The organism is Streptomyces sp. NPDC001668, assembly GCF_042893155.1.
GTDB lineage: Bacteria > Actinomycetota > Actinomycetes > Streptomycetales > Streptomycetaceae > Streptomyces.
Genome location: NZ_JBIAUQ010000003.1, coordinates 211,845 through 225,192 on the forward strand (window position 1 = coordinate 211,845; position 13,348 = coordinate 225,192).

13 protein-coding genes and 1 riboswitch are annotated in these 13,348 nt (G+C 69.3%); of the genes, 7 read left to right on the forward strand and 6 right to left on the reverse strand.

The features are described 5' to 3' along the window. Nucleotides 1-8 precede the first annotated feature (8 nt). Nucleotides 9-677, reverse strand: coding sequence for an AAA family ATPase (locus ACFYZ8_RS10650; protein ID WP_388534244.1), 669 nt, complete (start codon nt 675-677; stop codon nt 9-11). A 182-nt stretch (nt 678-859) separates the two neighbouring features. Further along, nucleotides 860-957, forward strand: a riboswitch (glycine riboswitch). 152 nt (nt 958-1,109) lie between these two features. On the opposite strand from ACFYZ8_RS10650, the gene gcvT reads away from it, so the two are divergent. The 6 genes from gcvT (at nt 1,110) to ACFYZ8_RS10680 (ending at nt 6,908) form a co-directional block, all read left to right on the forward strand. Further along, entirely contained in the window at nt 1,110-2,228 is a 1,119-nt protein-coding gene (gene gcvT, locus ACFYZ8_RS10655; RefSeq protein WP_388534246.1) for a glycine cleavage system aminomethyltransferase GcvT, read from the forward strand. Between the two features lie 111 nt (nt 2,229-2,339). Beyond that, on the forward strand, nt 2,340-2,717 hold the full coding sequence (gene gcvH / locus ACFYZ8_RS10660) for a glycine cleavage system protein GcvH (RefSeq protein WP_007384830.1): 378 nt from the start codon (nt 2,340-2,342) through the stop codon (nt 2,715-2,717). A 14-nt stretch (nt 2,718-2,731) separates the two neighbouring features. Continuing rightward, entirely contained in the window at nt 2,732-3,997 is a 1,266-nt protein-coding gene (gene glyA / locus ACFYZ8_RS10665; protein ID WP_359030906.1) for a serine hydroxymethyltransferase, read from the forward strand. A 65-nt stretch (nt 3,998-4,062) separates the two neighbouring features. Continuing rightward, the gene (locus ACFYZ8_RS10670; RefSeq protein WP_388534250.1) at nt 4,063-5,430 is read left to right on the forward strand and encodes an L-serine ammonia-lyase; all 1,368 of its coding nucleotides are present in this window, start codon (nt 4,063-4,065) and stop codon (nt 5,428-5,430) included. 507 nt (nt 5,431-5,937) lie between these two features. After that, on the forward strand, nt 5,938-6,306 hold the full coding sequence (locus ACFYZ8_RS10675; protein ID WP_388534253.1) for a hypothetical protein: 369 nt from the start codon (nt 5,938-5,940) through the stop codon (nt 6,304-6,306). After that, complete coding sequence (locus ACFYZ8_RS10680) at nt 6,306-6,908, forward strand: nucleotidyl transferase AbiEii/AbiGii toxin family protein (RefSeq protein WP_388534255.1); 603 nt, start codon at nt 6,306-6,308, stop codon at nt 6,906-6,908. The genes ACFYZ8_RS10675 and ACFYZ8_RS10680 overlap by 1 nt, the downstream gene beginning before the upstream one ends. Before the next feature lie 356 nt (nt 6,909-7,264). Here the strand turns inward: ACFYZ8_RS10680 and ACFYZ8_RS10685 are convergent, their stop codons facing one another. The 5 genes from ACFYZ8_RS10685 to ACFYZ8_RS10705 form a co-directional block, all read right to left on the reverse strand. Beyond that, on the reverse strand, nt 7,265-7,723 hold the full coding sequence (locus tag ACFYZ8_RS10685) for a hypothetical protein (protein ID WP_388534258.1): 459 nt from the start codon (nt 7,721-7,723) through the stop codon (nt 7,265-7,267). A gap of 112 nt (nt 7,724-7,835) precedes the next feature. Then, a complete protein-coding gene (locus ACFYZ8_RS10690) occupies nt 7,836-9,035 on the reverse strand; it encodes an NAD(P)/FAD-dependent oxidoreductase (RefSeq protein ID WP_388535052.1) in 1,200 nt (399 codons plus the stop codon). A 53-nt stretch (nt 9,036-9,088) separates the two neighbouring features. Then, nucleotides 9,089-9,283 (reverse strand): ferredoxin, encoded by a 195-nt coding sequence (locus tag ACFYZ8_RS10695; RefSeq protein ID WP_330266290.1) that lies wholly within the window; start codon nt 9,281-9,283, stop codon nt 9,089-9,091. Nucleotides 9,284-9,362: 79 nt separating this feature from the next. Continuing rightward, a complete protein-coding gene (locus ACFYZ8_RS10700) occupies nt 9,363-10,634 on the reverse strand; it encodes a cytochrome P450 (protein ID WP_388534262.1) in 1,272 nt (423 codons plus the stop codon). Nucleotides 10,635-10,890: 256 nt separating this feature from the next. Further along, the gene (locus tag ACFYZ8_RS10705; RefSeq protein ID WP_388534264.1) at nt 10,891-11,982 is read right to left on the reverse strand and encodes an NAD(P)-dependent alcohol dehydrogenase; all 1,092 of its coding nucleotides are present in this window, start codon (nt 11,980-11,982) and stop codon (nt 10,891-10,893) included. Between the two features lie 591 nt (nt 11,983-12,573). On the opposite strand from ACFYZ8_RS10705, the gene ACFYZ8_RS10710 reads away from it, so the two are divergent. After that, nucleotides 12,574-13,281 (forward strand): hypothetical protein, encoded by a 708-nt coding sequence (locus ACFYZ8_RS10710; RefSeq protein ID WP_359030899.1) that lies wholly within the window; start codon nt 12,574-12,576, stop codon nt 13,279-13,281. Nucleotides 13,282-13,348: the final 67 nt, after the last annotated feature.

Sequence of the window (13,348 nt, forward strand, 5' to 3'; positions counted from 1 at the left end):
CCGCCCGCTCAGCCCGTGAACCCGATCCGCCGCAGCACGTCCGCCGCGTCCCGGTCGATCAGCACCGCCGAACCGCAGCCCGGGGGCAGGTCACCGCGCTCCACGGCGCGGATCAGCCGGGCGGCCGCGCCCCGGTGGCGCAGGAAGGCGTACCGCGAGACACCCCGGCCGCGCTCGCGCTGGCCCTCGAGCGCGGTGTCCGCCGTGACGTCGAGCAGCAGCAGGTGCAGGGTGCCGCCCCGGCGCCGGGCCTCCCGGGCCAGCCATCCGCGCACCCAGGCCTGTGTCCCGCAGTCGTGCACCACGACCCCTTCGCCGGAGCGCAGCGCGCGACGCAGTCCGGCGTAGTGCGCGAGCCGGACCAGGGGGCGGTAGAGGGCGTACGGCAGTAAGCGGGACAGCCGGGCGTCGAAGCGGTCGCGGGTGTCCTGGGAGTCGATCCGGATCCCCTTGACCGCACGCTTCATCAGCGTGGACTTGCCGCTGCCGGGCAGGCCGGTGATGACGACGAGATCCCTCGGGGCGAAGAGCAGGGCGTGCGGACCGTGGCCCGCGCGGTCGCGCAGGTCACGGACGACCGGGCGCGCGCCGCGGGCCTCGACGGCCGGGGCCGCGGGCTGCTTGGGCAGCGCGAGACCCGAGGTCGTCGCGTACGCCGAGGTCCTGTTCACCGTCATCGTCCTCCTCCGGGGTCGGGGTTCCCCTCCCCACCGAGCGTAAAGAGAAGGTAATGGACGATCTCTCGCGTTTCTGTACGCGTACCGCCACAAGCCGGTTACAGAAGGGAGGGGCCGAGGCAGCCCTGCCGTCGGCGTCCGGGGCGTGCAATGATGTCGGCGCCAACTGCATACCGGCCGCTTGAATCCGCGCGGGAGAGTCCCGGGGTACGTGTACCCGGGCGCCGAAGGAGCAAGTCCCTCCCTTGAATCTCTCAGGCCCCGTTACCGCGCGGGCGAGGCACATCTGAAAAGCGGGCCCCCTTCGTGGCGGCCCCACCCACGGTGCAAGCCATGTTCTTCATGGCGAACCTCTCAGGTTCCGATGACAGATGGGGAGGAATACCTCGCCCGTCACACCCATGTCCTGGGATCCTTGGAGACGACCGTCCGATGAGCAGTCCTGAACTCCGTCTCACCGCGCTCGATGCCCTGCACCGCTCGCTCGGTGCGACCATGACCGACTTCGCCGGCTGGGACATGCCCCTGCGGTACGGCTCCGAGCGCGACGAACACAACGCGGTACGCACGAAAGCCGGGCTCTTCGACCTCTCCCACATGGGTGAGATCACCGTGACCGGACCGCAGGCCGCACAGCTGCTGAACTTCGCCCTCGTCGGCAACATCGCCTCGGTCGGTGTCGGCCGGGCCCGCTACACCATGATCTGCCAGGCCGACGGCGGCATCCTGGACGACCTGATCGTCTACCGGCTCGGCGAGACCGAGTACATGGTGGTCGCCAACGCCTCCAACGCCCAGGTCGTGCTCGACGCGCTGACCGAGCGCGCGGCCGGCTTCGACGCCGAGGTGCGTGACGACCGGGACGCCTACGCCCTGATCGCCGTACAGGGACCGCAGTCCCCCGGGATCCTCGCTTCCCTGACCGACGCGGACCTCGACGGCCTCAAGTACTACGCCGGCCTGCCGGGCACGGTCGCCGGGGTGCCGGCCCTGATCGCGCGCACCGGGTACACCGGGGAGGACGGCTTCGAGCTGTTCGTGGCGCCTTCCGACGCGGAGGCGCTGTGGCAGGCCCTGTCCAAGGCGGGCGAGGGCGTCGGCCTGATCCCCTGCGGGCTGTCCTGCCGGGACACCCTGCGCCTGGAAGCGGGCATGCCGCTGTACGGGCACGAGCTCTCGCGGGAGCTGACGCCCTTCGACGCCGGGCTCGGCCGGGTCGTGAAGTTCGAGAAGGACGGGGACTTCGTCGGGCGGGAGGCGCTCCAGCGGGCCGCCGAGCGCGCCGCCGCCGCGCCGCCGCGCGTCCTCGTCGGGCTGGTCGCCGAGGGGCGTCGCGTCCCGCGGGCCGGGTACGCCGTCATCGCGGACGGCGAGGTGATCGGCGAGGTCACCTCCGGCGCCCCCTCCCCCACCCTCGGCAGGCCGATCGCGATGGCGTACGTCGACGCCGCGCACGCCACGCCGGGCACGGCCGGTGTCGGTGTGGACATCCGGGGCAGTCACGAGCCGTACGAGGTCGTGGCTCTGCCCTTCTACAAGCGCCAGAAGTAGCCGCCCAGAAGTAACCGCCGTAGGTGATGCTGAGCACAGAGTCGCTGCTCACGCACGCCTTTCGCAGTCCCCCTTCATCAGCACTCCCCCGCGTACAGGAGAATTCAGGCCATGAGCAACCCCCAGCAGCTGCGTTACAGCAAGGAGCACGAGTGGCTGTCGGGCGCCGAGGACGGCGTCTCGACGGTCGGCATCACGGAGCACGCGGCCAACGCGCTCGGCGACGTCGTCTTCGTCCAGCTCCCGGAGGTCGGTGACACGGTGACCGCGGGCGAGACCTGCGGCGAGCTGGAGTCGACCAAGTCGGTCAGCGACCTGTACTCCCCCGTCTCCGGTGAGGTCACCGAGGTCAACGAGGACGTCGTCAGCGACCCGGCGCTGGTGAACTCCGCCCCCTTCGAGGGCGGCTGGCTGTTCAAGGTACGCGTCGCGGAGGAGCCGGCCGACCTGCTCTCCGCCGACGAGTACACCGCCTTTTCCGCCGGCTGAGGAGTCCGCACCTGATGTCCGCACTGAACACGCCCCTGCACGAGCTCGACCCGGAGATCGCCGCCGCGGTCGACGCCGAGCTGGTCAGGCAGCAGTCCACCCTCGAGATGATCGCCTCGGAGAACTTCGCTCCGGTCGCGGTCATGGAGGCCCAGGGCTCGGTCCTCACCAACAAGTACGCCGAGGGCTACCCCGGCCGTCGCTACTACGGCGGCTGCGAGCACGTCGACGTGGCCGAGCAGATCGCGATCGACCGGGTCAAGGAGCTGTTCGGCGCCGAGTACGCCAACGTGCAGCCCCACTCCGGCGCCTCCGCGAACCAGGCCGCCCTGTTCGCGCTGGCCCAGCCCGGTGACACCATCCTGGGCCTGGACCTGGCCCACGGCGGTCACCTGACCCACGGGATGCGGCTGAACTTCTCCGGCAAGCAGTTCGACGTGGTCGCGTACCACGTGGACCCGGCGACCGGTCTGGTCGACATGGCCGAGCTGGAGAAGCTCGCGCGCGAACACCGGCCGAAGGTGATCATCGCCGGGTGGTCGGCGTACCCGCGGCAGCTGGACTTCGCGGAGTTCCGCCGGATCGCCGACGAGGTCGAGGCGTACCTGTGGGTCGACATGGCCCACTTCGCGGGTCTGGTCGCGGCCGGGCTGCACCCGAACCCCGTCGAGCACGCGGACGTGGTCACCTCCACCACCCACAAGACGCTGGGCGGCCCGCGCGGCGGGATCATCCTCGCCAAGCAGGAGTTCGCGAAGAAGCTGAACTCCTCCGTCTTCCCGGGCTTCCAGGGCGGTCCCCTGGAGCACGTGATCGCGGCGAAGGCGGTGTCCTTCAAGGTCGCGGCGGGCGAGGAGTTCAAGGAGCGCCAGCGGCGTACGGTGGACGGTGCGCGCATCCTCGCCGAGCGTCTGACGGCCGACGACGCCCGGGAGGCCGGGGTCAATGTGCTCTCCGGCGGCACCGACGTCCACCTCATCCTCGTCGACCTGCGCGAGTCCGAGCTGGACGGGCGGCAGGCCGAGGACCGTCTCCACGAGGTCGGCATCACGGTCAACCGCAACGCCGTCCCGAACGACCCGCGCCCGCCGATGGTGACGTCGGGCCTGCGGATCGGCACGCCCGCCCTGGCCACCCGCGGCTTCACGGCCGAGGACTTCGCCGAGGTCGCGGACGTCATCGCCGAGACCCTGAAGCCGTCGTACGACGTGGAGTCGCTGAAGGCCCGGGTCAAGGCCCTCGCCGACAAGCACCCGCTGTACCCCGGCCTGAACAAGTAGTTCGAGCAGTTCCACGGTGGGGGCACCCGACGCCGTGTGCCCCCACCCTTTGTGAAGGAGTTCCCGTGGCCATCTCGGTCTTCGACCTGTTCTCGATCGGCATCGGCCCGTCGAGCTCCCACACGGTCGGCCCGATGCGCGCGGCCCGCATGTTCGCCCGCCGCCTGCGCAACGAGGACCTGTTGCCGGCCGTCGCCTCGGTCCGCTGCGAGCTCTACGGCTCCCTGGGCGCGACCGGCCACGGCCACGGCACCCCGAAGGCGGTGCTGCTGGGCCTGGAGGGGGCGTCTCCTCGTACGGTCGACGTGGAGGGCGCGGACGGCCGGGTGGCGGAGATCAAGGCCGCGGGCCTGCTGAAGCTGCTCGGGGAGCACGAGATCCCCTTCTCCTTCGACGACGACCTGGTCCTGCACCGCCGAAAGGCCCTCCCGTACCACGCGAACGGCATGACGGTGTGGGCGTACGACGCCTCGGGCGCGGAGCTGCTGTCCAAGACGTACTACTCGGTCGGCGGCGGCTTCGTCGTGGACGAGGACGCGGTCGGCGAGGACCGCATCAAGCTCGACGACACCGTGCTGAAGTACCCCTTCCGCACGGGTGACGAGCTGCTGCGCCTGACCAAGGACACCGGCCTGTCGATCTCCTCCCTGATGCTGGAGAACGAGCGCGCCTGGCGCACGGAGGACGAGATACGGACCGGGCTCCTTGAGATCTGGCGCGTGATGCAGTCCTGCGTGTCCCGGGGCATGGCCCAGGAGGGCATCCTGCCGGGCGGTCTGCGGGTGCGCCGGCGCGCCGCCATGACGGCCCGTCAACTGCGGGCAGAAGGCGACCCGTTGGCCCACTCCATGGAGTGGATCACGCTGTACGCGATGGCGGTCAACGAGGAGAACGCCGCCGGCGGCCGGGTGGTGACGGCCCCGACGAACGGCGCGGCCGGCATCATCCCCGCGGTCCTGCACTACTTCATGAACTTCGTTCCCGGCGCGGACGAGGACGGCGTGGTCCGCTTCCTCCTCGCCGCCGGCGCCATCGGCATGCTCTTCAAGGAGAACGCGTCCATCTCCGGCGCCGAGGTCGGCTGCCAGGGCGAGGTCGGCTCCGCCTGCTCGATGGCCGCGGGCGCCCTCGCCGAGGTCCTCGGCGGCTCCCCCGAACAGGTCGAGAACGCGGCCGAGATCGGCATGGAGCACAACCTGGGCCTGACCTGCGACCCGGTCGGCGGCCTGGTCCAGATCCCCTGCATCGAGCGCAACGGCATGGCCGCGGTCAAGGCGGTCACGGCGGCCAAGATGGCGCTGCGGGGGGACGGCTCACACAAGGTGTCCCTCGACAAGGTCATCAAGACGATGAAGGACACCGGGGCGGACATGAGCGTGAAGTACAAGGAGACGGCGCGCGGGGGGCTCGCGGTGAACATCATCGAGTGCTGAGGAAACGGGCCCTGACCAGCTCGTTCGTGTCTTTCAGCGCTGTCGGGGGCTTCCCTGCTTACGCGGCGGAAAGTCCCCGGAATGTCCCTGGGACAGACGTGAAAGTCCCCGAAAAGTCCCCGTTAAATCCCACGGGATGGGCGCTTGACCTGGGGGTTCGCGGCACCCTCGATCACTGTTCCGACCCGCCACGACCGCCGACCGTCGCCAGAACGTATCAAATCGATCCCCTGATCTCACCTGAGGGGTATCATTCGATACATGAGTGCTTCGGCGAACTCGCGCCTGGAGCAGCGGCTGGCCGGCCTGCCCCCTACGTTCACGACGGCGCAGGCACGTCAGGCCCTGCTCTCCCCTCGTGATCAGGCGTTCTTGGTGGCGGAGGGGGAGATAGACGAACTATCCCGTGGGGTGTACCGGCGGGCAGACGCCCCAGAGACCGCACATTCAGACCTTTTGGCCGTGTGCGCGCGGGCTCCTCACGCTGTCGTGTGCGGCGAGTCTGCCTTGGCCCTGCATGAGCTGATCGACGACATCCCCGCAGCGGTACACATCGCCGTGCCTCGCGGAACACGCCGCCCCACGATTTCGTACCCGCCGACCGTGGTGGCGCAGTACGCCTCGACGACCTTCACCCTCGGCATCGAACGGTTCGAAGCAGCTCCGGGAGAGACCGTCCCTGTGTACAACGCAGCCCGCAGCGTCGTCGACGCGATGCGCCACCGCAGCCGCATCGGCGAGACCCTCGCCCTGTCCGCACTCGGCCGCTACCTGCGCCGAGACGGACGCAGCGGTGTCAGCGAACTCCAGCACATCGCACGCGAGTTGGGCGCCCTCTCCGTCATCCGCCCCGCCGTAGAGGCGGTGCTCGCCTGATGGCCAACCCCACACGCGACACCACCGCCGGCCGCGTCTACAACGACCTGCGTAACCTGGCCCGCCGCACCGGCCGGTCCACGGACGAGATCATGGTCGAGTACATCCTGGAACGGTTCCTCTATCGCTTGGCCGCATCGCCGCTTGGCCGGGACCACTTCGTACTCAAGGGCGGCCTGCTCCTCGCCCAGTTCGGCGCACGCCGGATGACCCGGGACATCGACATCCTCGGCCGCTCGTTCCCAGGCACCGAAACGGAGATCGTCCACAGGATCGCAGTCATCGCCGCCACCGAGATCGACGACGGAGTCGTATTCGATCCCGCGACGCTCAAGACCGTGCCCATCCGCGAGGAGGACGAGTATCACGGTCTACGCCTGTCCTTGGCTGCATCCATCGCCCGAGCACGACTCAAGCTCCAACTCGATGTCAGCTTCGGCGATCCCGTCACCCCCGCCCCGCGGATCATCGACTACCCGCAGCAGCTCGCAACGGAGACTGAAACCGCTCAGCACCGCCATCACCGACCTCGGCGAGCGTCGCCAGACCTCGTACACCGCCTGGCGGCGTCGGCAGGGCTCCGCTGCAACTGGCTACCCTGAACACTTCATTGACGTCGTCCGGCAGGTCACCGAGTTCGCAGACACTCTCCTCAACGGCGAGGCCGCCACCCGTACATGGAGTGCAGCAACCCTCACATGGTCATGAACCAGTCCTGACTGGCCGAGTAGAGCGTCAGGGTTCGAACCCGAGACCTACGCATTACGAGACCGTGAGCGTTCGTGCCGCGTGGTGCCCGGTCGTGTTGCTGAGTGACGTTTCACCTGATCAGAGCATGCGCGGCTGGTTAGTCTGCGCTACTTCGTGTTACGTCGTCCAAAGGCGTCCGGCCACCGGATGGCCACCGGGAAGGGCACCTCGGGTGACAAAGAGCCGAGGTACCGGGGCTGTCTTCTTCTCACAGACGGCGAAAACCCTGCGGGCAATCGTCTGCCACCCCATGGCCGGCTCCACTCGAAATCCTCTTCAGGAATCCTGCAGCAACCGAGACGGTCAGGTTCACGGCGCCTGCAACAGATGTCCAGCCGTTCGGCGCGGACTGGCCGCCGTCATGGCGGCGAAGCTGTCCGGGGCTTGAGTACGGCACCCGCGCCGGTCGGGAACCGCAGCACAGCGGACCGAGCAGTTTCGAGGGGAGTTCCTGGCCGACCACCACGACGTCGCGCTCCGCGGCGATGGCGTGCTGTACGAAAGAGGACTGGCCGAGCCACCGGTTCGTGACCGGCTGTCCGCGCTCGTCGGACGCGCCGGTGCTGCCGTCGGGGTAGCGGCCGCTGAGATTTCGGGCGTCGAATTCCTCGCAGTAGACGGGAGCACCCTGGAGGCGTTCGCGACAGAAGGAACCGACGGCTGTCACGACCCCGCTCCCCCTCTCACGACCCCGCTCCCGTCGTGGCGAGCACCATCGGTGTGAGCGTCTCTCGGGCAGGGGAGGGAACATCGACGGCCGGCTGCCGATTCGGACACGTTCAGACCGGGACCGCGGTTTCGGCGGCGGACCACAGGCCGCGCTCGGTGATGAACCTCCGGTATTTCATGATCTTGCGGGGTTCGTTGAGGGTCGCGGCGCCGACGAGTCGGTCACCGCGTCGGTAGAGGGCGACGAGGTGATCCGATCCCTCGTCCGGTCCGCCGCCGACGACAACGCTCACGTCATCCGCGTCGGCGGTGCCCACGAACTGGATCCGCTGGCCGTACCAGTCGCTCCAGAAGTAGGGCACGGTCTCGTAGGGCCGACGCCGGTCGGGCCGTACCGCGTTCTCGGCGGCGTGTGCGGCCTGCGACGCGGCGTTCGTCCAGTTCTCCAGGCGCATGGTGCCGTCGCCCTCGAACACTCCGTTGGGCCAGTGCGCGACGTCTCCCGCGGCGTAGACGCCGGGGATGGACGACTCCAGGTACGCGTCGCAGACGACGCCTCCGTCGCGGGGGTCGAGGGCGATGCCGGAAGTCTTCAGCCACTGCGTCGCCGGAGCGGCGCCCACGCCGACGACCACGGCGTCGGCGCGCAGGACCTCGCCGGTCGACAGACGGACGCCGCTCACGTGTCCGTCCCCGATCAGTTCCTCGACCGTCGTGCCGCAGAGCAGGCGTGTGCCGTGCCGTTCGTGCAGGGTGGAGAGCACGCGGCCGACCACCTCGCCCACCGCGCGGACGAGCGGTACGGCGGCTGCCTCCACGATCGTGACCCGGGCACCGCCCGCCCGCGCCGAAGAGGCGATCTCCGCCCCGATGAAGCCGGCCCCGACGACCACCACGTCAGCCGCCCCCCGGAGCGAGGCTCGGAGAGCTGTCGCGTCGTCCAAGGTGCGCAGGGTCCACACGCCGTCCAACGCCGGCAGGTGGGCCAGCGTCCGGGCGTGCGCGCCGGTGGCCACGAGCAGCCTGCGGTACGGCACAGGCCCGGCATCAGTGATCACCGTGCGGGCCTGTGGGTCCAGCGCGCGGGCGGTGACTCCCAGGCGAAGGTCGACCGAGAGGTCCCTGCGCAGGACGTCCTCGCCGAGGTAGTAGGTGGCCTCCACGTCGCCGGTGAGGAACGCCTTCGACAACGGCGGCCGGTCGTACGGCAGATGCGGCTCGGCTCCGATGAGAGTGATCGCGCCGCCGTATCCCGCCCGGCGAGCGGCCTCGACGGCGCGCAGGCCGGCGAGCGACGCTCCGACGACCACCAAGCCCGGCTCGTCGCCTGTGCCGGCAACGCCCGGCGTCAAGGCACCTGAGGTCACTGTTCCACCAGGGTCAGAGCGAGCGCGGGGCAGGCGCGGACGGCCTCGGTGACGTCCTCGGCGGTGCTCTCGTCGGTCGTCTCGCGGTGCAGGACGAGGCGGCCGTCGTCTCCGACTTCGAAGAAGTCGGGGGCGACCGACTCGCAGATACCGATGCCGGTGCAGCGCCCGCGGTCGACGTGGATCTTCATGGCTGTCCTCTCTGTATGGCTGTGTGGCTCTGCGGTTCCCTGGCTCCGCTGGTGCGCGGGCGCAACTCGCGGGCAGGGCTCAGCGGGTGCTTGCGGGCAGGTGGGTGACGCCGTTGATGAACTCGCTGCGCATCAGTGCGGGCTCACCTGTGATCCGCAAGTCGGGGAGCTTGGTGAGGATCTGCCGGAACAGCGCGCGAAGCTGGGCCTTGGCCACGCCGTTGCCGAGGCAGAAATGCACACCACCGCCGCCGAACCCGACGTGCGCGCTGCGAGGGCGGGTCAGGTCGAACTTGTGCGGGTCGGGGAACACCGACTCGTCACGGTTGCCGGAGCAGTAGAAGATCACGACCTTGTCCCCGGCCGTGATCTTCTGGCCGGCCAGTTCGGTGTCCCGCGTGGCGGTGCGGGCGAACTCGACGACCGGCGACGCGTGCCGGACGAACTCCTCGATCGACGCCATGATGCGGCCGTCGAAGTCCTCGGCCAGCCAGGCCCGTTGATCTGGGTTCCGGTCCAGGTTGTACGCCGTCCATGAGGTGGTCTGCTTCGTCGTGTCGTTGCCCGCGACGCTGAGCAGCACCATCAGCGACTGGATGTCGTCCTCGCTCAACGGCCGACCGTCGATCCGCGCGGTGGCCAGGGCCGTCGCGATGTCGTCGGCAGGGTGCTTCCGGCGGTGCTCGACGAGATCGACACCGATCTGCCGGAGCACGGTCATCTGCTGGAACATGTACTCGAGCAGGTTGGCGCCCTCGGGAGGACCGCCGCCCATGGCCGAGATGAGGTCGTCGCCGGCGCGCGCGAACTCCTCGGTCAGGCTCTCCGGCACACCCACCATGTCTGCGACCGTCAGCATGGGCAGCTTCGCCGCCACGCGTTCCACGAAGTCGAAATCCCCAGCGCCCGCCACCGCGCCGACGATCTTCTCGGCCCGTTCCTCGATCTGCGCCGTCAGTCGCTTCACGGCCTTCGGTGTGAACGCGGCGCTCATGATCTGCCGGTAGTGGGTGTGCTCCGGCGGGTCCATCTCCAGGAAGCTGGGCGGCATGGGCAACGCCGGGTCGCGTGGGCGGAATTCGACACCGCCGACGGCCGAGCTGAAGATGTCCTGGTTCTGGCTGACGTAGCGGATCTCCTCGGCGCGTGTCACCGCCCAGAAGCCCTTCTCACCGTGTACATCGGCCGGAAGGGCCGGGTTCTCGAGCGGCGGATGCCAGCTGACGGGGGCGTTGGCCCGCAGCCAGGCGAAGGTCTTGTCCCGCTCGGCGAATGGCTGGTCCCAGAAGACCGTGCTCGAGATGTCCTGGTCCGTTGTGAAGGGATGTTCGGTGGCGAACGGCATTGTCATCTTTGACAGCTCCGAATTCCGGCGACAACTTGCTCTTGATCTTGCTGTGGGCCCTGTGATGCGGGAAACAGCTTCCGCCTGGCTCGGACCGACGACCCGTCAGAGCGGGGGAAGGGGGAGCCCCACTACCTTAGTAAATATTCACTAAGTAGGGAAGACGGGTGCCCCGATGCGGATGGCTTGCTGGGGAATCTGCTGCGGCCCGTGCGGGAAGGGGCACCGGCGAGCCCGTCGGATCGCGGACGGATTGAGGGGTTCAGGGGATGAGAACCGGCTTGATCGCCCCACCTGACAACGAGTCGGCCTCCGCCGCGTTGATTTCCGCGAGCGGATAGGTGCGGACGAGCCGGTCGAACGGGAACCGGCCTTCCCGCCAGAAACGGATCAGCTGCGGGAGGAACACCCTGGGAACCGCACCACCTTCCAGGACGAAGGTGACCTTGCGGCCCGCGAGCTGCGGCGGCGGCACCGACAGCAGTCCGGTGCCCACACCGACCAGCACCGCGGTGCCACGCCGCGCGAGGACCGCGACGGCGTCGGTGATGACCTTGCCGACGGCGGTCGTCTCCAGGCTGAAGTCCATGCCCGGGCCCGCGTCGATGACCTGCTCGACAACGCCTTCCCCGCCTCCCAGCACTGTGCGGGTGGCCCCCAGCTCCTTCGCCAGGTCGAGCCGGGACTCGTTCAGGTCCACCACGACGATGTCGCTCGCCCCGGCGAGCTTCGCCGCCATCACGGCGGCCAGTCCGACGGCGCCCGCCCCGAAGACGGCGAGGGACTGGCCCGGCGCGAGCCGCATCTCGTTGAGTACGGCACCCGCGCCGGTCTGGATGCCGCAGCCCAGTGGGCCGAGCAGTTCAAGGGGGAGATCCTTGTCGACGACCACGACGTCGCGCTCGGCGGCGATGGCGTGTTCGGCGAAGGAGGACTGGCCGAACCACCGGTTGGGGACCGGCCGACCCTGCGCGTCGGTCGCGCCCGTGCTGCCGTCGGGGTAGCGGCCGGTGACGTTGAGGGCGTCGAAGTTCTCGCAGTACGCGGGAGCGCCCTTGAGGCACTCTCGGCAGGCACCGCAGGACGCGAAGCTCAGCAGCACATGGTCACCGGGGTGTACGGCGGTCACCGCGGAGCCGACGGCCGTCACGACCCCGCTGCCCTCGTGGCCGAGCACCATGGGCGTGAGCAACGCCCCGAGGGCGGGGTCACGCGCCATCATGTCGGTGTGGCACATTCCGGTCCCGGCGATCTTCACCAGTACCTCGTCCGGGCGGAGGTCGGCGAGGGTGATCTCCTCGATGACGTGCTCTTTGTCGGCGGAGCGCAGCACAGCCGCTCGGGTTGTTGTCATGTCGGTGAGCCTTTCGAGCAAGGGTGCGGGTGGCGCGAGAAACGTGAGATCAAGGCGGTCGGGGGTCGGCGTGGCAGGCCGGGGCCATGTGGGGTCGCGCAGCGTCGGCGTAGGTGAGCTGTTCAAGACGCGGAAGAGGCTGTTCGCGACCGGTCGGCGGCCGGGGCGGGGCGCGCTCGAGGAACGCCTGCCGGGGCAGCTTCCTCGGTCGGCGCCGACGAGGCGCAGGTATGCGGCCGTCTCAGGCGGAGCTGGTCGCGCAGGTCGCGGCAGGTGGCGCGGCCTCTTCCCGCCGCGGAAGGCGAAGGCCTCGTAAGCGCGCAGCATGAGCGCATCTCGGTGAGCGCGACCCATATCGCCTCGCGAGGCTCGTTTGCCGCGTACCGCCCAGTTCGAGGTGGGTGATGTCGATGCCGTCACCGACCGCCGTCCGGTCGCTCTTCGTGCCGCCCTGGCCCGCGGTGACCATGCTCATCTTCGCGAACTCCTTCGTTCACTCCCCAAACTAGTTCCCGGCCGGGAATTGCATGGAAGCAAGCTAAGCTCGCCAGTACGGCCGGTCAAGCCCCCGGGCAGAGGAGAGCGAAAGTCGTGGTTGCCACAGAACGGACACCGTCCGCCGGGGGCCGGCGCCCCGTCGGCCACAGGGCCGGGCTCGACCTGCGGCGCATCATCGACGCGGCCCGCTCCCTCGGTACGGAGACGCTGACCGTGCAGGCCGTAGCCGACAAGCTCGGCGTCGACCGCAAGGCCGTACGACACCACGCCACCGACCGCGAAACCCTCCTGAAGCTGATGGCTCTGGACGCGTTCTCGGAGAACTCCTCGGACATCGACATCCCGGCCGACTGCTCGTGGCAGGAAGCGTGCCGCGCCTACGCCCTGGGCTTCGCGGACAACGTGATCGCCACGGACGCGCTCGCCGAACACCTGCGCCTCGACCACGCGCTCCTCGCGAAGCTCGGCGTACCGACCGAGGCCGTCGCCAAGAAGCTGACGGAGGCGGGCTTCGACGACGAGTCCGCACTGCGGGCGCTGGCCCTGCTGTCCAACGTCTGCATGGCGTACGCGCAGGACGTCGTCTTCGTGTCACGCAGCGGCGAGCGTCCCCGGCGACTCATGGCACGCGAGGCGCTCAGCGGGCATGAGCGGGAGTTCGAGAACTTCGCGCGGATGGTCGACCTGTCCATCGACACGTACGACCGGAAGCAACTCGAGATGAGCGTCGAGATCTTGCTGCACGGCATCGAAGCGGTCCTGCTGCGCGGACGGGACACCCGCGTCCCGACGCGCGACTGACGTCGGGTCCGGCCGAAGAACCACAAGCGCGCCCCTGGCCCGCCCTCGAGGTCAGCGCACCGGCGAC